General features: G+C 54.3%; 19 protein-coding genes. 9 read left to right on the top strand and 10 right to left on the bottom strand.

The window, feature by feature from the left end:
* Window positions 1-124: 124 nt before the first annotated feature.
* Window positions 125-1,771: an ABC1 kinase family protein gene (locus L5470_RS06040; RefSeq protein ID WP_499498810.1), complete on the top strand. Its 1,647-nt coding sequence runs from the start codon at window positions 125-127 to the stop codon at window positions 1,769-1,771.
* Here L5470_RS06040 and L5470_RS06035 read toward each other — a convergent pair.
* From L5470_RS06035 to petC, 8 genes are all read right to left on the bottom strand, one after another.
* A complete protein-coding gene (locus L5470_RS06035; protein ID WP_499498808.1) occupies window positions 1,763-3,862 on the bottom strand; it encodes a M3 family metallopeptidase in 2,100 nt (699 codons plus the stop codon). The genes L5470_RS06040 and L5470_RS06035 overlap by 9 nt on opposite strands.
* A 63-nt stretch (window positions 3,863-3,925) precedes the next feature.
* The gene (mreD, locus tag L5470_RS06030; RefSeq protein ID WP_499498806.1) at window positions 3,926-4,453 is read right to left on the bottom strand and encodes a rod shape-determining protein MreD; all 528 of its coding nucleotides are present in this window, start codon (window positions 4,451-4,453) and stop codon (window positions 3,926-3,928) included.
* The gene (gene mreC, locus L5470_RS06025; protein WP_099799237.1) at window positions 4,419-5,183 is read right to left on the bottom strand and encodes a rod shape-determining protein MreC; all 765 of its coding nucleotides are present in this window, start codon (window positions 5,181-5,183) and stop codon (window positions 4,419-4,421) included. The genes mreD and mreC overlap by 35 nt, the downstream gene beginning before the upstream one ends.
* 13 nt (window positions 5,184-5,196) lie before the next feature.
* Complete coding sequence (locus L5470_RS06020) at window positions 5,197-6,237, bottom strand: rod shape-determining protein (RefSeq protein ID WP_499498805.1); 1,041 nt, start codon at window positions 6,235-6,237, stop codon at window positions 5,197-5,199.
* Between the two features lie 130 nt (window positions 6,238-6,367).
* Window positions 6,368-8,098 carry an ABC transporter ATP-binding protein gene (locus L5470_RS06015; RefSeq protein ID WP_499498804.1) on the bottom strand — a complete coding sequence of 577 codons (1,731 nt, stop codon included), beginning with the start codon at window positions 8,096-8,098 and terminating at the stop codon, window positions 6,368-6,370.
* Between the two features lie 4 nt (window positions 8,099-8,102).
* On the bottom strand, window positions 8,103-9,509 hold the full coding sequence (gene mnmE / locus L5470_RS06010; protein ID WP_198406256.1) for a tRNA uridine-5-carboxymethylaminomethyl(34) synthesis GTPase MnmE: 1,407 nt from the start codon (window positions 9,507-9,509) through the stop codon (window positions 8,103-8,105).
* Between the two features lie 24 nt (window positions 9,510-9,533).
* On the bottom strand, window positions 9,534-10,469 hold the full coding sequence (petA, locus tag L5470_RS06005; protein WP_499498803.1) for a cytochrome f: 936 nt from the start codon (window positions 10,467-10,469) through the stop codon (window positions 9,534-9,536).
* Window positions 10,470-10,486: 17 nt separating this feature from the next.
* A complete protein-coding gene (gene petC / locus L5470_RS06000) occupies window positions 10,487-11,029 on the bottom strand; it encodes a cytochrome b6-f complex iron-sulfur subunit (RefSeq protein WP_099799241.1) in 543 nt (180 codons plus the stop codon).
* Between the two features lie 135 nt (window positions 11,030-11,164).
* On the opposite strand from petC, the gene L5470_RS05995 reads away from it, so the two are divergent.
* The 6 genes from L5470_RS05995 (at window position 11,165) to L5470_RS05970 (ending at window position 15,534) form a co-directional block, all read left to right on the top strand.
* Window positions 11,165-11,482, top strand: coding sequence for a DUF3067 family protein (locus L5470_RS05995; RefSeq protein WP_099799242.1), 318 nt, complete (start codon window positions 11,165-11,167; stop codon window positions 11,480-11,482).
* Window positions 11,483-11,718: 236 nt separating this feature from the next.
* Complete coding sequence (gene apcA, locus L5470_RS05990; RefSeq protein WP_499498801.1) at window positions 11,719-12,204, top strand: allophycocyanin subunit alpha; 486 nt, start codon at window positions 11,719-11,721, stop codon at window positions 12,202-12,204.
* A 56-nt stretch (window positions 12,205-12,260) separates the two neighbouring features.
* The gene (gene apcB / locus L5470_RS05985) at window positions 12,261-12,746 is read left to right on the top strand and encodes an allophycocyanin subunit beta (protein ID WP_099799244.1); all 486 of its coding nucleotides are present in this window, start codon (window positions 12,261-12,263) and stop codon (window positions 12,744-12,746) included.
* Between the two features lie 144 nt (window positions 12,747-12,890).
* Window positions 12,891-13,094: a phycobilisome linker polypeptide gene (locus L5470_RS05980; RefSeq protein ID WP_099799245.1), complete on the top strand. Its 204-nt coding sequence runs from the start codon at window positions 12,891-12,893 to the stop codon at window positions 13,092-13,094.
* Window positions 13,095-13,231: 137 nt separating this feature from the next.
* A complete protein-coding gene (locus L5470_RS05975; RefSeq protein ID WP_499498799.1) occupies window positions 13,232-14,896 on the top strand; it encodes a hypothetical protein in 1,665 nt (554 codons plus the stop codon).
* A 128-nt stretch (window positions 14,897-15,024) separates the two neighbouring features.
* On the top strand, window positions 15,025-15,534 hold the full coding sequence (locus tag L5470_RS05970; protein ID WP_099799246.1) for a pentapeptide repeat-containing protein: 510 nt from the start codon (window positions 15,025-15,027) through the stop codon (window positions 15,532-15,534).
* Here L5470_RS05970 and gltX read toward each other — a convergent pair.
* On the bottom strand, window positions 15,531-16,988 hold the full coding sequence (gltX, locus tag L5470_RS05965) for a glutamate--tRNA ligase (RefSeq protein WP_499498797.1): 1,458 nt from the start codon (window positions 16,986-16,988) through the stop codon (window positions 15,531-15,533). The genes L5470_RS05970 and gltX overlap by 4 nt on opposite strands.
* Window positions 16,989-17,134: 146 nt before the next feature.
* On the opposite strand from gltX, the gene L5470_RS05960 reads away from it, so the two are divergent.
* Entirely contained in the window at window positions 17,135-18,733 is a 1,599-nt protein-coding gene (locus L5470_RS05960; RefSeq protein WP_499498795.1) for a trypsin-like peptidase domain-containing protein, read from the top strand.
* Between the two features lie 54 nt (window positions 18,734-18,787).
* Entirely contained in the window at window positions 18,788-19,816 is a 1,029-nt protein-coding gene (gene fni / locus L5470_RS05955; protein WP_227517353.1) for a type 2 isopentenyl-diphosphate Delta-isomerase, read from the top strand.
* Here fni and L5470_RS05950 read toward each other — a convergent pair.
* Window positions 19,813-20,523 (bottom strand): DUF2232 domain-containing protein, encoded by a 711-nt coding sequence (locus L5470_RS05950; RefSeq protein ID WP_499498791.1) that lies wholly within the window; start codon window positions 20,521-20,523, stop codon window positions 19,813-19,815. The genes fni and L5470_RS05950 overlap by 4 nt on opposite strands.
* Window positions 20,524-20,619 lie beyond the last annotated feature (96 nt).

The raw sequence follows: 20,619 nt of genomic DNA, 5'->3' as shown, positions 1-20,619 counted from the left end.
GGGAATACTGTAGATTTGAGCGAAGCCGCTAGATGAGAAATACTGTTTCCTAGATGCAAATTAACCCATGAACCTGATGAATCTTGTCTTCGGTAGAGCATACTGATTTGGTGATACCTGTTTCATGCCGCTCACTCCCGCTGTCTATCGTCCCAACCGTTGGCTCATTCTGCGCCGCATTGGTCAGATTACGCGGGTGTTGGGTGTATTTGGTCATCAATTGCTGTGGGATCACCTTTGGCAGCGTCGCAGCCCTGCTCAGCAACGCCGCCGCGCCCGCTGGTTGGTGCGGCAGTTGCTCACCCTAGGCCCCACCTTTATTAAAATTGGTCAGTTTTTGTCCACGCGGTTTGATCTGCTGCCGTTGGCCTATATTGACGCTCTGAAAACGTTGCAGGATCAAGTACCGCCCTTTGACTCACACGTGGCGATCGCCCTGATTGAACAGCACCTAGGTCAACCCCTTGAGGATCTATTTGCCCGCTTTGACCCCAACCCCCTAGCCGCTGCTAGCTTAGGACAGGTGCACCGGGCGCAGCTCTTTAGTGGCGACGAGGTGGTCGTCAAGGTACAGCGTCCAAACCTAGAGTCTCAACTTTATTTAGATTACGTGGCCATTGGTGAAATCATCCGCTGGGGCGATCGCTGGCTGCCCTTTACCCGTCCCTACGCCCTTCAGGACATTTACGAAGAGTTTTTTAGCATTTTATTGCGGGAAATTGACTACCTCCAAGAGGCAGAGAATGCCGATCGCTTTCAGGCTAACTTTCGCCACGATGCCCACATTCGGGTACCCAAAGTCTATTGGACGCACACCTGCCGCTATATCCTGACGATGGAGTATGTGCCCGGCATTCGGATTGATAACCGTGCAGCCATCGAAGCCGTTGGACTTGMCCCCCGCCTCATCAACCAGCGGGGCATTTGCTGCTATCTCAAGCAATTACTCATCGACGGTTTTTTTCATGCCGACCCGCACCCCGGTAATTTAGCCGTCAGCAGCGAGGGGGACTTAATTTTCTATGACTACGGCATGATGACCGATGTCCCCGCCCTTAACCAGCAGCAGATGGTGCAAACGTTTTTTGCTGTGCTCAACAAGGATAGCGATCGCGTCATTGCCGCCCTGATAGAGATGGGCTTAATCACCCCCGTGGCGGACATGACACCTCTACAGCGAATTATGCAGCTCATCTTAGATCGCTTTACGGAGCGGCCTGTGGATCTAGCGGTCTTTGCTGAATTACAGCAGGAGGTCTATGCCCTCTTTGAGCAGCAACCCTTCCGCCTGCCCGCCAAAATGACCTACATTCTCAAATCCTTGACCACGCTTGATGGCATTGCCCGCAGTCTAGACCCGCAGTATAATCTCACCGCTGCCGCTCAGCCCTTTGTCAAAGAACTAATGCATCCTGCCCGCGGAGGCTGGCGCGAACTGCTCCGGCAAACTCAGACCTTCCTCAACCACCGCCTGCAACACCCCAGCCGCCTTGAGGTGCGCTTACAACGCTTAGAAGACCGGCTGGCACGGGGGGAGCTACAGGTTTCGGTGCGCACGCCGACCACCGATCGCCAACTACGCCGTATTGAACGCTTACTGGTGTGCCTCCTCTACCTAGGCTTGAGTGGCTTTACCCTCCTAGCGGGGACGGTGCTGTGGTTCGCTCAAGCGCCTGGGGGGGCGATCGCCTGTTTTACCCTAGCGGGTTTAGCTAGCGTGGGTCTGCTGCGCAACTGGCTACGCTTTCTCTGGCTACAGCGACTACAGTAAGCCGCGATGGCGCAGCAGCGGCGCTGTCATCGGTTCCCGCCCGCGAAAGGCCTTAAAAACCTCCATCGGCGGGCGACTTCCCCCTAGCGCCAAGACCGTATCGCGATAGCGGCGCCCCAGCGACCGAATCGCTGCTTCGTTCTCTAGCCCCGCCTCTTCAAAGGCAGCAAAGGCATCTGCACTCAGAACCTCAGCCCAAAGGTAGCTATAGTAACCCGCCGCATAGCCTCCGGCAAAAATATGGCCAAAGCTACACAAAAATGCATCTTCCGGGAGGGGAGGCAAAATTGTTGTGGTCTGAGCAAGGCGATCGCGCACCTGTTGAGGGGTTTCATTGCCATCCGGGCGATACCGATGGTGAAGCTCCAGATCCAACAAGCTAAAGTGCAACTGTCGCAGCAGCGCACTGCCCGCCCGATAGGTGCGAGCCGCCACCAGTTTTTCATAGTAGTGCTCTGGCAGGGGTTCTCCCGTTTCGTAATGGCGAGCCATCCCAAAGAGGGTGGGGCGATGGTAGCACCAATTTTCCATGAACTGGCTGGGTAACTCCACCGCATCCCATTCAACATTGTTAATGCCAGCCGCCCCCGCCTCATCCACTTGGGTCAGCATGTGGTGCAACCCATGGCCAAACTCATGGAAGAGCGTTTCCACCTCCGCAAACGTCATTAAGCTAGGCTGACCATCCACCGGTGGGGTTTGATTGCAGACCAAGTACGCCACCGGTAAGCGAGTACGCCACTCCCCTTGGTAGCGGTACTTAGCACGCCCTAGGCAATCATCCATCCATGCCCCACCCCGTTTCTCGGCTGGACGGCTGTAGGGGTCTAGGTAAAAGTGGGCAATCGTGAGGTTATTTTCATCCAGAATGGCAAAAAAGCGGACATCGGGATGCCACACCGGCGCTTGACCATCGGCAGCAACAACCGTGACCCCAAAGAGTCGTTGCACCAAGCTAAATAGTCCCTCAAGTACCTGGGGCAAGGGAAAGTAGGGACGCAACTCCTCGTCGTTGAAGGCAAACAGAGCTTCCCGCTGCCGCTCAGCCCAGTAGGCTATATCCCAGTGTTGGAGTTCCTTGGCCTCAGGTGCCCCCTGTGCCGCTGCAAAGGCCTGTAATTCCTCTAGTTCACGGGCTGCTGCGGCATAGCTTGCTTGGCGGAGTTCCTCGAGCAGTGTTTCAACACTGGCCACACTATCCGCCATTTTACTAGCCAGACTCAGCTCGGCATAGGTCTCGAACCCTAACAGCGTTGCTTCTTCGAGCCGCAGGGCTAAAATGCGCTCCAAGATCGGACGGTTGTCCCACTCGCCACTGCTAGCACGGGAAATATAGGCACGATAGACCTGCTCCCGCAGATCGCGGCGTTGGCTATACTGCATAAATGGGCCAAAGCTGGGAAAGTCGAGTGTAATATGCCATGGTCCTTGGGCTGGGGTTGCGGTTTCCTCGCCATCCTGCCGCGCTGTTTGGGCTGCCAAGGCCAACAGACTGGGGGGCAGCCCCGCCACCTCCTCTGGTTGCGTGAGCTTGAGGCGAAAGGCTTTGGTGGCATCCAGTAGGTTGTTGGAAAATTGGGTCGAAAGCTCTGCTAGTTCTAATTGAATGGCATTAAACCGCTCCTTGGCCTCACCGCTTAGGCTCACACCACTGTGCTCCGCATTGCGGATGGCAGCCATCACAATGCGCTGACGCGCAGGAGTCATCTCTTTGAACTCTGGGCTGGCGGCAATGGCCTTAAAGCCTTCATAGATGGGGCGCGATTGCCCCATGCGGGTGTAGAACTCCACGACCTGCGGCTGAACCCTTTCGTAGGCCTGTCGCAGTTCTGGACTATTTTTCACCCCCGTTAGGTGACTGATAATTCCCCATGTCCAGCCGAGGCGATCGCCCAGCCGTTCCAAGGGTTCAACTAACCCGTCCCAAGTTGGGGTCAGCGATTGTTCAAGGGTTTCTAACGCTTGGCTGAGTTCTTGCAGGAGTTGAGTCACCGCTGGCTCAACATGGCTCACCTGAATTTGATCAAAGGGGGGGAACCCATCCCCACGCAATAGAGGATTTTCAGTGTGAGGCGTGGTTGCAACGATCATGCCAAAACCTTTCCAGAGTATTCATGCTATCGACACTTTCCCCATGATAACCTTGGTCTGGCCTTACTCTTGCTCCTGCAGCCACGACCACCAGCGGTTGAGAGGCGCATAGACCAACGGTGCCCACAGGCTACTCATAATTGCCGAACTGAGGGCAACTTGGCGATGGTGCTGCCAAATATCCTGTAAAGGCAAGTCAGTACTAACGCTCATTTGGATCGCTATGACCGTTTGGTTGATCATCGCCATGGCAAAGGTAATCAGGGCAATCGAAATAAAATCTTCGGAGACAAACCGCTGCTTCTGCATCAGTGCCGTAAGGCCACCCACCAGCGCCAAGGCAACGGCATGACTCGGGTGAGGACTTGTCAAGCCATCCTGGATCCAGCCGAGGGCAACACCTGCAATCACCCCTTGCCAAACGGTACGCTTGACACTCCAAACCACAACCCAAATCAAAAACCAGTCAGGCGCTAATACCGCTAGAGCAGGCACATGAATCAGGCTCAGCAGCGTGCAAACGCCCACCGACCCGGTAATCACTAACCAGTTAAGGCTAGTTTGGCGTAAATGTGTCTGTCGATTCAGCATAGGGAATCACAGTGACCCATTCCAAACGATCAATCGGTGCCCCCAGTATCACAGTGGCATGGGGACGGGTGGGATCCTCTAGCTCGACCGACTGCACCTCACCTACGGGAATACCCGCCGGAAAAAGGCTACTGAGGGCAGAGGTAAAGAGGGTATCTTTCGGCTGTACTTTCGGATCTTTCTCCAAAAATTCAACAATCACCTGCTGATTGAGTTGTCCGCGCAGAATCCCCATCTGCCGCGTGCGGCCAACCACCACGCCAATGCGACTGGCCGGATCCGTGAGTAACATCACGCGACTGGTATTAGGGGTAATGCTAGTAATGCGACCCACCAGACCGCCATTGCCAATGACCACGCCACCAATGCTCAGCCCTTGACGACTGCCTTCCCCCAACAGCAGGAATCGCCACCACTGATCTGAACTACGGCCAATCACCGGTACAATGCGCCCCTCTAAGTTAGGCAGCATCGGTGTATTTAAGAGTTGCCGCAGTCGCGCATTTTCTGCCTGTAGCTCCGCCAATTGCTGCTCTAACTGCCATGTGCGAGCTTGGATCAATGATTGCTGCTCATCCCCACGCTGTTGCAAGGGCAAATTGAGCAGACGGTAAAATTCGCGGATGGCGGCACCATTGGTTTCCCGTAAAATCCATGCCCCTATTAAAATCAGCACGGTCAGCAACAGCCCCCCCGCATATCGTCCCCACCAACGCCAAAAAACGGCCATGATGACTTCATCCTTAACCGATAATGGCGGGTTGAGCCGAAAAAACGCGCCCGAGGTCTTTAAAGTTTTCCAACACACGCCCCGTTCCCATAACAACGCAACGGAGTGGGTCGGCGGCCACGTGCACCACAATGCCGGTTTCATGGCTAATGAGTGTATCCAATCCCCGCAGTAGTGCCCCACCCCCTGCCAGCATGATCCCCCGATCAACAATATCGGCAGCCAACTCGGGGGGGGTTCGCTCAAGGGTGCGCTTAATGGCTTCGATAATCACGAGTAACGGCTCTGCCATGCTTTCGCGGATTTCTTCGGATTTGACCACTACGGTGCGCGGTAGCCCTGACAGCTGATGCAGGCCACGTACTTCCATCGCTTCAGAGTCGTAACTGTCGTTGGGGTAGGCAGAGCCAATGCGGATTTTGATGTCTTCGGCGGTGCGCTCGCCAATGATCAGGTTGTGAACTTTTTTCAGGTATTGGACAATTGCCTCGGAAATTTCATCGCCGGCCACACGGACGGACTCACTGAGTACAGTGCCTTGCAAGCTGAGAACGGCAACTTCTGTGGTGCCACCGCCAATATCCACAATCATGTTACCGGTGGGTTCCTCGACCGGCAGACCGGCACCAAAGGCAGCGGCCACTGGCTCATCAATGAGATACACCTCACGAGCACCCGCGCCTCGAGCCGCATCTTCAATGGCACGCCGCTCAACCCCGGTCACACCACTGGGAATGCCAATCACCACCCGGGGGGCAAAGAGATTCTTGCCGCCGTGGACTTGGCGCATGAAGTGTTTGAGCATTAACTCGGCACGTTCAAAGTCGGCAATCACCCCGTCGCGCAGGGGGCGCACGGCGACCACATTTCCGGGGGTACGCCCTAGCATCCGTTTGGCTTCGGTACCTACAGCCAAGGCTTGCTTACTATTTTGGTCAATAGCCACCACCGACGGCTCTTCTAAGACTACCCCCCGACCAGAAACGTAAACTAATGTATTGGCTGTCCCTAGATCAATGCCAATATCCCGTGATAGCCGACTAAATACTCCCACGATGGTGCACCTCTTCTATTGAACGCGCTAATTGTAACAGGGTTGTTACCGAGACGTGTAATGGCAAGATTGTAGTACGTTTTGTTTGGAAAATTGCCGCGGGTCAACTGCCTCTAAAGACTGTTTCAGGCTATCCATGAAAATACTGGTGGGCATAAAACTGGGCATAGCGAGAGGGGCTGGCTATGAGTTCGTGGTGAGTACCGGATTCAATGACGCGCCCTTGCTCAATCACCAGAATGCGATCGGCACGGCGCACGGTGGCAAGGCGATGGGCAATGATAAATACGGTTCGACCTTTCATGGCACGCTCAAGGGCATCTTGTACTAAGGCTTCGGATTCGGAGTCAAGGGCAGAGGTGGCTTCATCTAAAATTAAGATGCGTGGATCGGCATAGACGGCACGGGCGATCGCCAACCGTTGCCGCTGCCCCCCGGATAAGTTCACCCCGCGCTCCCCTACCCACGTTTGGTACCCATCGGGAAACGTCGAAATAAAGTCATGGGCATTGGCAATTTTTGCCGCTTCAATGAGTAGGTCATGATCCGTTTGATTGTGACCAAAGGCAATATTGTCGGCAATGGTGCCCGAAAAGAGGATGGTTTCCTGGGGGACAATGCCAATCTGTTGCCGCAAACTTTTTAGGGTGACGGTTTTAACATCAATGCCATCCACCAGTACTGTACCAGCTTGGGGATCGTAAAAGCGGGGTAGAAGGTTGACAATGGTGGATTTACCCGCGCCAGAGTGCCCCACCAAGGCAATTACCTCTCCCGGAAAGGCCATCAAGCTAAAGTGCTGCAGCACCTGTTGTCCGGGCTGATAGGCAAAGGTAATGTCGCGGTACTCGACTTTTCCGGAAATAGCGGGTAAGGGTTGGGCATTGGTGGCCTCTTTGATGGTCGGCTCGATCGCCAGTAGGCCAAAACTGCGATCTACGGAGGCTTGCGCCACCTTCAGTTCGTTGTAGTCGGTTGAAACCATATTAATGGGTTCCATCAGCAGCGCTACCGCCGCCACAAAACTAAGGAATTCAGGACCGGTGAGGTGGCCAGCGTTGATTTGCCATGCCCCAAGGATAAATAGCAGCATGATGCTCAAGGCTTCTAGAAACCCAATCACGGGATACTGCATGGCTTTGATGCGATCGGCGCGGTAACGGGCACGGCGGTTTTTGTCCGCTTGCTGCTCAAACTGTTGCACTGCATAGTCTTCGGCGGCAAAGGCTTTGATTAGACGGATCCCGGAAAAGACCTCGGTTAAATGGGAGGCTAAACTGGCAATTCGATCTTGACTCAGCCGCGACTGGCGCATGAGGCGATTGCCAAACCAACCAATGAGAAAGGTCATCAACGGGGCAATGATCATGGTGCCCAGGGTTAGTTGCCAGTTGAGCAAAAACATGTAGCCAATGACGGCAATGGTGGTCAAGGCGGAGGGGAGCAGGCGATGAAAGCTGCGGTTGATGACCTCGCCAATGCGATCTACATCTTCGGTGAGCCGATAGGTGAGATCCCCTGTGGCAGCAGTTTCAAAATAGTCCACTCCTAAGCGGTGCAGGTGCCGATAGAGGCGAAGGCGAATATCATAGACAATGCGCAGAGAAATATCGGCCATTAAGACATCCTGGCCAAACTGGCAAACGCTGTGACCAATAAACAACAGTGAGGAGGCGGCACACCACTGGATCAGCCCCCGGAGATCTCCTGCACCAATGAGTTTGGCTGCTTGGCCAATGAGGTAGGCGATCGCCGGCATGGTGGAGACATAGCCCAAGGTACAGAGGAAGGCCACTGCCAACCGTCGCCGATGGGGAAGGATGTAGGGAAACAGCGGACGGTAGCTGGCATTCCAGAGCATGGGGCTATTTTCCAATGCAAAAACGGCTAAAGATTTGTTCTAACACGGATTCAGTCACATCTTCCCCCGTCAGTGTGCCCAAGGCGCGTACCGCTGCGTGCAGGTCAATGGTCCAAAAATCGAGGGGCAGTTGCTCATCAATGGCCTGTAACACATGGGTTAATGAATGCTGGACGTGTTGCAGTAGGGCGGCTTGGCGTTGATTGAGGGCAAACTCTAAGTTGGCAGCGTGCAGGTTATGGCCGTGCACTAAGTCTAAGATCGCTGTTTCTAGATGGTTGATGCCGGTTTGGGTAAGGGCAGACAGGAACACTGTGGGAATGGGTGCCATGGGTAGGTGCAGATCATGGCAGTTGGCCGCAGCGGGCAGTAAATCCTCTTTGTTGGCAACCATGAGGACAGCGTTGGGGGACTGTTGGCGGCGCTCAGCTAACTTTAACTGATCGTAGATCTCCTGATCCGCTGCGGTCCACCCTTGGCTGGCATCTAGGACAAATAGAACAATGTCGGCACTCAAGGCGGCTTGGCGCGATCGCTCCACACCAAGCTGCTCCACCACGTTCTCTGTGACTCGAATTCCGGCTGTGTCAAGTACCTGAATGGGAATCCCCCCCACGACCAACTGCGACTCGACAATATCGCGGGTCGTACCTGGCAAGTCGGTGACAATGGCGCGATCGCAGCGACTCCACGCATTCAGCAGACTAGATTTCCCCACGTTGGGGCGACCGACGATGGCCACCTTCAAACCCGTGCGCAGGAGTTGGCCGCCCTCTGCGGTTGCTAACAATTGCTCTACTTGGCGTTGTACGTGATGGATTTGCTCAGCAATGGCACCAGCGTCAAGCGGTGGCAGGTCATCGGCAAAGTCAAGGCGAGCCTCAATCTCAGCCAGTAGGGCTAAACAGGTCTGGCGCAGTTGTTTGAGGGGGCGGGCGAGTTTCCCCTCTAACCCGGCAAGGGCAATTCGTGCAGCGGCTGTGGATTGCGCTGCTACTAGCTCAGCAACACTTTCGGCTTGGGTGAGATCCAGCCGACCGTTCAAAAAGGCTCGCAGGGTAAACTCCCCRGGCTCCGCTAAGCGTGCTCCCGCCGCGACACAGAGTTGTACAACCCGCTGTACGGGAATCATGCCGCCGTGGCAATGAAACTCCACAACATCTTCGCGGGTATAGGAGCGGGGTGCCAACATTAGCAGCAGCAGGGCTTCATCCACCTGCTCCTGAGTCATTGGATCCCGAATATGGCCGTAGAGAATGCGATGGGAGTCCCACGGCTGTTTACCGGGGGCGACAAATAAACACCGAGCGATCGCAACCGCTTTGGCTCCCGAGAGACGAACAATGCCGATACTCCCTTGCTGGGGCACAATAGCCGTGGCGATCGCTACAATGGTGTCACTGAGAGGCAGCACAAAGGGCGCGCAATAGAACTCCTAGAGATTCATTTCCGCCGCTTGCACTTTCTCCACCTGCTTCTTCTTCAGAACCAAGAGGATTTGCGAGAGGGTAATGGCGGCAAAGAAGACTAGTAACCACTTAATCCGGTTGGGATCTTGCAGCACAATTTCAGTATCCTTCTGACCAAACCCTCCCACATTCGGGTTGGTGGTAAGGGCCTCCCCTGCCGCAACGGCTTGACCTTCACTAACGATGAGCTCTGGCCCTGGGGGAACGGTTTCAGTAACGGTGTCACCACTGTCCGCGGTAATGACCACGGCACTGCTGCCATCCCCATTGGTACTGATGCTGGTAATGGTACCCGCGATCGGTGCAGTAAAGACATTGTTATTGCTCTTTTCGCCCGTGGGATAAATCTGGCCGCGACCGCGGTTCCCCCCCGCATGCACAGAGTACTTGCCAAAGTGGATGGACTTGTCATTGGCGGGGTTGGGAGCTAGCACCGGAAAGACAATTTCTTGGTACTGCTCACCCGGCAGCGGGCCAACCAAGATAATGTTCTGCTTATCCTCGCTGTAGGGCTGGTAGAACACACCGCTGGTTTTGGCCTTGAGGTCTTCAGGAATGCGATCCGGAGGGGCAATGGTGAAGCCTTCAGGCAGCATCAACACTGCTCCAACATTTAAGCCTCCTTTAGACCCATCCCCCAACACCTGCTGCACACTGGTGTCGTAGGGGATTTTGACCACCGCTTCAAAGACCGAATCAGGGGTTACCGCTTGGGGCACTTCCACTTCAGTGGGTTTAGCCGCTAGGTGGCAGTTGGCACAAACAATCCGCCCTGTGGCTTCACGGGGGCTGTCATAGCCCTGCTGCGCGTAGAACGGGTAGGCATCGGCGCGGGGTGCCCACAGCAATAAACTGGCGGCAAGGGCGATCGCCAGTGTGCAAGATTGCAAGAAACGTTTCATACCACTCCCTAAGTCTTTTAAGTCCACCACGGTTCTTTACCCGTGCGAAAATCGGTGTCTGTCCATACCGAAAAGACAAGTTTGTCGTCTTCGGTAATGCTCGTGTTGACCAAGGCCAACGAGAGGGGAGCCGGACCGCGCACTACTTTGCCGGTGCTATCGTACTGCGAACCATGGCAGGGGCAAATGAATTTATTTTCACTGACGTTCCAAGGCACCACGCAGCCAAGGTGGGTGCAAACGGCGTTGAGACCGTAGTTAGCAATTTGGTGATCGTCGGTAATGATGATGTAGGTGGGATCCCCTTTAATGCCCTGGGCGAGGGAGCGATCGCCCGCAATATGCTTACTCAGATAGTCAGATACCTTAATATCGTTGCCCAAGGCATCCTTGGCGACAACGCCACCCCCCGTGCCGCCACTGGAGGGCGGAATGAAGTACTTCACAACCGGATACAACGCTCCCAACGCTGTACCAGTGATGGTACCAAAGGTCAGGAGGTTCATAAACTGCCGTCGCCCCATATCGGGCACATCAGACATTCCAGAAACTTGAGCCATGGTTTACGCTTATTTACTAAGGAATCGAAATAGACAGCCGTAAAATAATTACGTTTGTTAACTATTATCACACTCCCGCCGATCGAATGCCGATCAATTCCGCAAACATTCCCCTTTAGGTTTTTGCTGCTGGCGATGACTCTCCTCACTGGCGAAGCACTGCACGCTCTACTGTTACGCAAATGGGGGCGCTCCTTCGATCTACAGTTCCGCCGCGCCGGCGATCGCATTTTCCTGCAGGTGATGTGGCGCTACCTTGAGCAAGCCTCCTACCCCGATAGCCCCGAAGATTATGCTGCTCATTTGGCGGCGATCGCCCAGCATCTCAACGATTGGGGCTGCACCGAGCAGGTGTGCCACTACCTCGAAACAACCCGCGAAAAACCCCGCCTTGGGAAAGCCGTGAGTATTCCCCTTGAACTGGGAACCCGCATCATCGAATGGCTGGAGTAGGTCGAGCTGGCTTGGCCGTATAAGTTTGAAAAAATGTTAAAAATGTTAAAAAGGATTGCGATGATGTGAGACATGTCCCCGCTATGCCTGAGAATGTTTGCGGAAGGTTACGTCAGCCCTAGGGGGGCAGTGCCACAGCCAACCTCGCAGGAGGTCAGTGGTTACCGTAGCATTCCGATGGCAGATGCCACATTATCAAGCCCCTTGTTTTACAATTCCAACTTTGGAGGAACTCAATGAGCGTCGTCACGAAATCGATCGTGAATGCTGATGCCGAGGCCCGTTACCTCAGCCCCGGCGAACTGGATCGCATCAAAAGCTTTGTCAGTACTGGTGAGCGTCGTCTGCGCATTGCCCAAACCCTGACGGAAAACCGCGAGCGGATTGTTAAGCAAGCTGGCGATCAACTGTTCCAAAAACGTCCTGATGTGGTCTCCCCCGGTGGCAATGCCTACGGTGAAGAAATGACCGCCACCTGTCTGCGCGACCTTGACTACTACCTGCGGTTAGTCACCTACGGTATCGTTGCTGGCGATGTGACCCCCATCGAAGAAATTGGCTTGGTGGGCGTGCGGGAAATGTACAACTCCTTGGGCACCCCCATTCCGGCGGTTGCAGAAGGGGKACGGGCGATGAAAAACGTTGCTGCCTCCTTGCTCTCTGCTGAAGATGCTGCCGAAGCTGGTTCTTACTTTGACTTCGTCATTGGGGCCATGCAGTAGGTCTCGTGCGCTTGAACTGTATCCATCACTAGAAAATCTTCTGAGGAAAACGAACCATGCAAGACGCGATTACCGCTGTCATCAACTCGTCTGACGTTCAGGGCAAATACCTTGATACCGCTGCTCTGGAAAAACTGAAAGCCTACTTCGCCACTGGCGAGCTGCGCGTTCGTGCAGCAACGGTGATCAGTGCCAACGCGGCTGGTATCGTCAAAGAAGCTGTAGCCAAGTCGCTGCTGTACTCTGACATCACCCGCCCCGGTGGCAACATGTACACCACCCGTCGTTATGCCGCCTGTATCCGCGACCTCGACTACTACCTCCGCTATGCCACCTATGCGATGCTGGCAGGTGATCCCTCGATTCTCGATGAGCGGGTACTCAATGGTCTGAAAGAGACCTACAACTCCTTGGGTGTGCCTATTGCTGCCACCGTGCAAGCCATCCAAGCCATGAAAGAAGTTACCGCCAGCTTGGTGGGTGCCGATGCCGGTAAGGAAATGGGCATCTACTTCGACTACATCTGCTCTGGTTTAAGCTAATTACGGCTCTCCAGTAGCACGCCTGTCTGGGAGTTAGGGGTTAGGGTGTCAGCCTGTCATGGCAATTCTGCTTAAACAGTCTGATTCTGGCCTTTAGCTCCCAGACGTGTAATCACCCTACGCAGATTTGGAGTCACTGATCCCATGCGCATGTTCAAAATCACCGCCTGCGTTCCGAGCCAGACTCGCATTCGTACGCAGCGCGAGTTACAAAATACCTACTTCACGAAGCTGGTGCCCTACGAAAACTGGTTCCGCGAGCAGCAACGCATCCAGAAAATGGGTGGCAAAATTGTGAAAGTGGAGCTTTCGACCGGTAAGCCGGGCATCAACACGGGTCTGGCCTAAACTTGCCCTTGCCTACGCCTAGTAGAGACTTCACCGCTAGGATAGTCGTCTGAGCAGTGCAAAACTTGCTTTGACGATCATCACAGCGGTGGAGTTTTTGGTTTTTATTGTTTAGTCAACACCATTGAGAACTATTGATGGGTTTGCGCCATTGGCTGCTCAGCTATGCCATTGATGGCTTACCGCGCTCCCTTGTGGCATTTGTCATTAGCTTCGGGGCGATCGCCGGTTTGGATGTGGCCGTGAATCGCCTTTTAGTTATTCTCAGTGCCTATCATCCCGGCCTTGCACACCTCTTGGGCAGCTCTAGTGTTGAAATTGATGTTGCTTTTGCCCCAGAGGTATGGCTAGCGGTCATTGGCCTGACCCTTGGCACGCTGATTATTGTCGTTTCCATTGCAGCTCAAAACATTCCTAAAATTACTGAGCTGTACCTGAATGATTGGATCAGCCTTATTTATGTCTGGTGCCTAGCCCTCAGTGGTGCCCATATTCTCTACGTTAACGTGTTGTGGGATCTCGGTGCCCATCCCGTTGGTAGCACGCTGCTGAATCTCTATGGGTTACTTCCCCTTGCGATTATTACGGCTCTACCCTATATCTTCTACATTCTCAAGTCCATTCAACCAGAAAGTGTTGTGCAGCAGATCTATCAACGCCAACATCACTTTATGACACGGTTAAAAGGGGTCTTAGGGCAGCAGCAGTATCAACCGCGACTGGTGCGGCGCAGCCAATCCTACTTAATCGAAGGGCTAAACCAACTGGATGCTCTGCTCACCTACGTTGCCTTTCGCGGGCCGCAAGCAGAAATTATTGAGGCGATGAGTGGCTTACTACAGCACTATATTTGCCTAAAGCAGAGCTATACGCCCTATTTTTTTCGCCTCAGTAGCTCTGTGGCGGCTGATATTTCCTTCAAGACGATGTTTGATCAGTTTAAGCAAATTGAGGAGCAGCATAGTTTCTATGAACAAAAATGCTTTCGCCTTTTGGGCAATGCCTACGTCCGCTTTCTAGAGGAAAACGAGTTTAATTTAGCCTCACTGTGTGGCTCAGAAATGTGCGCGATCGCCCAGGCCATTCTCAACGAAGGTGATGATGATCTGCTGGAGTTAATGGTTATTCGCTTTAATACGATGCTGCGGTTCACCATCAAGCACGGTAACCGCCATAATGAAGCCCGTAACCTGTACAATCTTGCCTTTCATTATCGCCGATTCATTGAAAGTTTAGTGTATTATCGCCGCCCTTACATTGTCCAAAAAAGTGTGCACTATCTGCGGCAGTATGGCAATGAAATTTACCAGCTTGCCCACCATAGCCCTGCCCTTTTCTTTATTGTTGATGTGTTTGCAGCTGAGCTAAAGAAAATTTTGATTCTTGTGAACGAAGAGGAGTGGGATGAGGCGCTGCAACTAGAATTGCTTGAAGAAATGCTGCGCCTTGACAACCCACCAGAGTTGAGTCAGCCCCAAAATGGCGATCGCCCCAGCAGTAAAAGTACTGGTGTGAGACTGTTACAAATGGGCTTGGCCTTATTTTATCTAGAGCGGCAGCAGCTACGCCTAGCAGAGCGCATCGTGGCCGATATTGTTGAAGATGCGAGTATTCTTGGCACCGAAACCTTTAGGCGGGCGTTTTTACAAAACTGCGATCGCCTGCGGCAGGCCCAACCTAAGTTTTGGGAAGATACCGATCGCGGCAACGTCAACCTTTACTACTGCCCCCATACCCAGCAGCTACCCACCCTACAAGCCTTAGTCAACCGCGCCCTTAACCCCATGGAAGCGGATGTTTGAGGCTCCTCCTGCAATGCTTTTCCCGGTTCACAGCGTCCTCGGAGCGCCAGTTGGCATAGGCAAGGGGCGTGATTTGCTATACACTGCGACTTGGCGCAAGCCGAGGGGAGCATTACGAGGACTCAGTCATGGGCAAAATAATTCTAGTGACGCTTATCGGTAGTCTGTCTCTGGGAATTGCGTCTAGGGCTGCTGCTGAAAACCCGGCTCATGTGCGCCAATTGCTACAGACGCGCCAGTGCCCCAACTGCGACCTGCGGGGGGCGAATTTGATGGATACCAATCTCTTTAAGGCAAATTTGGCGGGGGCAAATTTGGAAGGTGCTTACCTTGCTGGGGTAAACCTGTTTGGGGCGAACCTGCAAAATGCCAACCTCAGCCGTGCCAGCTTTTACCTTGCTATTTTGGTGAATGCCGACCTATCGGGTGCCCAGTTAGTGGGGACACGCCTGACGCTGAGCAATTTGGTGAACGCCAACCTTGCGGGTGCCAACCTTGAAAACGCAGTGCTGAAAGGGGCAAACATGATTGATGTTAACCTCAGCGGCGCTAATTTGAAGGGTGCCGACCTAGATCGCGCCAACCTCAGCGGTGCCAATCTCAGTCAGACCCTGTTTGACGAATCAAGGCAGCCCTAGGCAGTGGTTGCTCCATCTTGAAGGACGGCGCTGAGGCGAGACTGATCCCAACCCCGCAGGTGCAGGATTTGCCAAGTCACCATTAAGTCTGGGCCGTGTACCGCACCCGTTAAGGCGGCTCGCAGCGATCGCATCACCGCACCTTTTTTTACCCCCAGTGCCTTGGTGGTCTGCTGCACAAGGTGTTGACCGACTTCCACACTAAAAGAGGTTTGTTGGCTCAGTTGGCTGGCAATGGCAGCAATAATTTCGGTGCTTTGGGGTTGCGCCAGTTGTGTGGTTGCCTCGCTATCTAGCGTCACCTCAGGGACAAAAAACAGCGCTGCTTGGGACACGGCCTCCTGTAGCGTATTCAAGCTGGGTTGCAAGAGTTCTGCTAGCAGTAGCAGCCACGGGCGATCGCCTTGGGGGTCAAAGGTGTAGCCTGCCTCTTGCCAAAAGGGAATCAACATCTGCAACAGAGACTCACGATCCAGTTGTTGAATGTACTGACGATTCAGCCAGTTCAATTTATCCCAGTCGAACTTAGCCCCCGCTTTGTTAATGCGCTCGAAACTAAAGTGCTGCGCTGCTACCTCTAGGCTAAACAGCTCGCCAATACCCTCTGGGGGAGACCAGCCCAGCAGGGTCATATAGTTCACCATGGCGGGTGCGAGATAGCCCATGGCACGAAATTCTGAGATAGAGGTCACCCCATCTCGCTTAGACAGCTTTTGACCCGTTTGGTTCAAGATCAAAGGGGTATGGGCAAAGGTTGGCGGTGGTGCCCCCAACGCTTCGTACAGTAGAAGTTGCTTTGGCGTGTTGCCAATGTGATCTTCACCGCGAATCACATCGGTGATCCCCATGGCAATGTCATCCACAACCACCACTAAGTTATAGAGGGGGTAACCAATCTCCCCGCGGGGTGCCGCCCGGGCAATGACCATGTCACCGCCTAGATCCGCACCTTGCCATGACACCAGCCCCCGCACTCGATCCTGCCATTGGATAACCCGATCATCGTCAATTTTGAAGCGGATCACTGGCATCCGTCCTTCTGCATCAAAGGCAGCCTGCTGCTCAGGGGTTAAGTGGCGGTGGCGGTTATCGTAGCGAGGCGCTACCCCCTTTGCCTTTTGCTCTGTCCGTAGGGCATCGAGTTCTGCGGGGGTGCAGTAGCAATAGTAGGCGTAGCCTTGGTCGAGGAGAGATTGAATCGCCGTACGGTAATGCGCGAGGCGATCGCTCTGAAAGATGGGGCCTTCATCCCACTGCAAGCCTAGCCACTGCAGGCCATCGAGAATATTTTGGGTATAGGCGGGGKGAGAGCGCTCGCGATCGGTATCTTCCACCCGCAGTATAAAGGTTCCCCCCTCATGGCGAGCATAGAGCCAGTTAAACACGGCGGTGCGTGCTGTGCCAATGTGGAGATGTCCCGTAGGACTAGGTGCTAAGCGAACCCGAACTGTCACGGCTAACCTCAAGACCACGTGCCTTTTTGATCCTATCAGTACCGTGCACAGCCCTTAGGACTTGTGCCACACCGCGTCTTAGCGTCTGCCAAATCAAGGCGGTAAGATAGGGGTGACATACCTTTAGATGGCTTGGGAGTGCTGGTATGGCTCGCTGGACCGTGTGGGCAGTTCTGGGGATGGCGATCGCCAGTGTAGAGATTGTGCAGCCACGGGCAAGTCACGCGGCATCCGTAACCGAAGTGGCTCGCATTGCCAAAAATATCACCGTCCTCATTGAGGGCAAGGGCAGCCATGGCTCCGGTATTTTACTCAAGCGCAGCGGCAATACCTATACCATCCTCACCGCACACCACGTTGTCGAAAAGCCCGGCGAGTATGCGGTCAAAACGGCTGATGGCCAGCGCCATACCATTAAACCCAACTCCATTCGACCATTGCCGGGGGTTGATCTAGCAACCCTAGAAATTGAAACCAACCGGGAGTATGCCCTAGCCGCCCTCGGCAACTCTACGGAGGCCATTGAAGGCATGACCGTTTTTGTGGCTGGGTTTCCCTCCCAAAATGCCTCCGTTCTCGGCGGCATTTACCAATTTACGGAGGGGCGACTTACCGCCAATGCCTCACGCCCGATCCAAGATGGGTATGCATTGGTCTATAGCAATGCCACTCTGCCGGGGATGAGCGGTGGGCCTGTGCTGGATGAAAATGGCCGACTCATTGGGGTGCACGGCAGTGGGGATGTCGCCTCGACCCTGATTCAAGAGGGCAGCAAGACCAATAGTGTGTTTGTGAAGCGGGGCTTTAACTTAGGGATTCCCATCAACACCTACGTCAGCCTTGCTACACCACCCTCCTTGCCTAGAACCGGCGGTTCACCGGCGATCGCCACTGCAAACACCCCCCCCAGTTTGCCCATGAAGCCAGCGGACTACTTCCTAGCCGCTGAAGCTCGCTTTCAGAAAAAAGACTTTGCTGGGGCTGCCGAAGCCTACACTCAGGCGATCGCCCTGAATCCCAACTACGCCGAAGCCTACCTTGGCCGTGCCGTTGCCCAGTTTTTTGCCCTTGTACCCAACCAAGACTTTACCCAACTGGGCGAAGAGCTGGGGGTTAAACACCTCAGCCGCCTCACCCAAGGCAACCCCATCCTCAAAGATGCCTTTCCACCGAACCCACCAACCCCCCTGCTAGAAACCTTTAGCCGCAATGTCGCCCAGCGACCCGGAACCCTACAGCAGGATATTGCCAAAGCCATAGCGTTGAACCCCAGCTATGCGGAAGCCTATGGTGTCAGTAGCTTTTTGAATTTGTTGCTGGGTAACTTTGGCAACGCAGTCGCCGATATTGATCGCAGTCTAGCCATTAGCCCCAATAACAGTGATCTTCAAGTCATTCGCTCCTTGGCACTCTTTTTAAGTGGTGATTTTCGCCAAAGCATTCCTGCCTTTGATCAGCTGATTGCCGCCAATCCCAATAGCACCGACTACCATTTGCTCCGAGGTGTCGCCGCCTTTTTGATGGGCGACTATGCCCTCAGCCGCCCGAGTTGGGCAGCGCTAGCGCGGCTCACCCCCAACGATCCGATGCCCTTTGCCGTACGCGGAGTCACCTACCTGCTGGAAGAAAACCCGCGGGCAAGCTTGCCGGATCTGCGCCAAGCGGCGGAGTTGTATCGCCGCCAAGGCAATCGCGAATCCTATGAAGAATTGATGAGTGTGATTCGTGAGATTGAACGCCTCTAGGGCTACCATAACTGCACAATTGCCAGTACAACCAGCCATAAGGAACAACCCACGGTGGACAGCCCCATAGAGCAACGGAAAGCAGAGCACCTCCAGCTTTGTATGAGTGATGATGTAGCCGCCAAGGAGAGCACCACAGGGCTGGAGCGCTACCGTTTTCGCCACTGCGCCCTGCCGGAACTGGACTTTGCCGATATTGACCTGCGGGTCACCTTCTTAGGGTGGCCCCTGGCGGCTCCCCTCCTGATTTCCTCCATGACCGGCGGCACCCCCGACGCTGGGGAAATTAACCGACGGCTAGCACGGGTTGCCCAACAGATTGGCATTCCCATGGGGGTAGGGTCACAGCGGGTTATGCTGGAGCAACCGCAGGTGCGCGACACCTTTGCGATCCGCCAAGACGCCCCAACCATCCCCCTCTTGGCAAATTTAGGGGCAGTGCAGTTGAACTATGGCTGTGGGGTGGCAGAGTGCCAAAAAATTGTTGAGATGCTGGAAGCGAATGCCTTGATCTTGCACTTAAATCCCCTGCAGGAGGCGGTGCAAACCGAGGGCGATCGCAACTTTAAGGGGCTACTGCCGAAAATTGCCATGCTCTGCCAGACCTTACCCGTCCCCATCATCGTTAAAGAGGTGGGGAATGGCATCAGTGGTGAGGTGGCACAGCGGCTCATAGACGTAGGGGTTGCTGCCATTGATGTTGCTGGCGCTGGCGGTACCTCTTGGGCGAAAGTGGAAGCTGCCCGTGCTCACGATCAACGGCAACGCTACCTCGGCCAAGCCTTTGGAGAATGGGGTATTCCCACAGCGACCTGTATTGAGCAAATTCGTGCTAGGTTGCCGCAGGTTCCCCTGATTGCCTCTGGTGGGCTACAGCACGGAACTGATGTGGCCAAGGTCTTAGCCTTAGGAGCGAATCTAGCGGGTTTGGCACGACCCTTTTTGCAAGCTGCCCACCAATCAGAGAACGCTCTTTACGAACGCATTGAGCTAATTTTGGCTGAGTTAAAAACCATCTTGTTTTGTACGGGGAACCAGAGTATTGCCCACCTGCAGCAACGCCCTTGCCTTGAGCGTTGCTAGCGAGGCTCTTCCAAAACGGCTCGTAGCCACGGGGGCGGATCCGGAATGGGGTTGCCAAGGCGCTCTAGAAGTGTCCATGCCAAAATGTGGACAACCAAGGCATAGACCGTGGACTGCAAAAAGACAAGCAGCAGCGCAACCACTTGGATAAGGGTGACCGTTGGTTCCAGCATTAGATTGAGGTTCACCAGTACCCAATCGATAAAATTTGTTACCTGTTGATTAAAGTAAATCCACAGGTTCTCTCCTAAAAGGATTGAGACTAGCGTAATTTGAAAGAAAAMCCCCGCCGTGCCGATCGCCGCCCCACTCAGGATAGACCGTCCCCAGCCTTGTTGTTTTGCCCAGCAGCCGCCAAAGATCACCCCCATGATGCCGTGGGGCAGCAAAAATTGCAGACTGCGCGGCGGCCCCATCAACACCGACAACAGCAGCGCACTGACGATGGCGGCCATCCATGCGGCACGCCGCCCCCAGCGTAGATACACCAAGGCAATGGGGATGGGGAAAAAGAGGCGCAGCACCGGACCGACCGGCAGATAAAAGTTAATCACCCACATCAAGGCAGCGGTACTCGCCAGAAAGGCAGTTTCAGTAATGACCAAGGTACGCTGTACCTGCGATCGCCCTAGGGCTTGAGCGTGCTCATGGGAAGCGATGGGGGGCACTGCCGGAAAATCATCATCCAAGGGATCGGTGGGTTTCATCCAAAGGTGTCGTCAGGGTTACAACGCTGTGTTAACACTCTAGCAAGTCTTGTTGCCAGCTACCAAACTGGATGCATCCTATCCCCCACAGGCATT

Source organism: Synechococcus sp. PCC 6717, from assembly GCF_022698185.1.
Taxonomy (GTDB): Bacteria; Cyanobacteriota; Cyanobacteriia; order Thermosynechococcales; family Thermosynechococcaceae; genus Thermosynechococcus; species Thermosynechococcus lividus.
The sequence above is the reverse complement of the archived record's forward strand: the minus strand, read 5'-3'. Positions and strand labels throughout refer to the sequence as shown.

Coding starts and splice junctions, on each gene's coding strand:
- mreD (WP_499498806.1), bottom strand. CDS start 4,453: ATGCTGAATCGACAGACACATTTACGCCAAACTAGCCTTAACTGGTTA.
- L5470_RS05975 (WP_499498799.1), top strand. CDS start 13,232: ATGGGTTTGCGCCATTGGCTGCTCAGCTATGCCATTGATGGCTTACCG.
- L5470_RS05970 (WP_099799246.1), top strand. CDS start 15,025: ATGGGCAAAATAATTCTAGTGACGCTTATCGGTAGTCTGTCTCTGGGA.
- L5470_RS05980 (WP_099799245.1), top strand. CDS start 12,891: ATGCGCATGTTCAAAATCACCGCCTGCGTTCCGAGCCAGACTCGCATT.
- L5470_RS05960 (WP_499498795.1), top strand. CDS start 17,135: ATGGCTCGCTGGACCGTGTGGGCAGTTCTGGGGATGGCGATCGCCAGT.
- petC (WP_099799241.1), bottom strand. CDS start 11,029: ATGGCTCAAGTTTCTGGAATGTCTGATGTGCCCGATATGGGGCGACGG.
- petA (WP_499498803.1), bottom strand. CDS start 10,469: ATGAAACGTTTCTTGCAATCTTGCACACTGGCGATCGCCCTTGCCGCC.
- L5470_RS05995 (WP_099799242.1), top strand. CDS start 11,165: ATGACTCTCCTCACTGGCGAAGCACTGCACGCTCTACTGTTACGCAAA.
- L5470_RS06035 (WP_499498808.1), bottom strand. CDS start 3,862: ATGATCGTTGCAACCACGCCTCACACTGAAAATCCTCTATTGCGTGGG.
- L5470_RS06015 (WP_499498804.1), bottom strand. CDS start 8,098: ATGCTCTGGAATGCCAGCTACCGTCCGCTGTTTCCCTACATCCTTCCC.
- apcB (WP_099799244.1), top strand. CDS start 12,261: ATGCAAGACGCGATTACCGCTGTCATCAACTCGTCTGACGTTCAGGGC.
- mreC (WP_099799237.1), bottom strand. CDS start 5,183: ATGGCCGTTTTTTGGCGTTGGTGGGGACGATATGCGGGGGGGCTGTTG.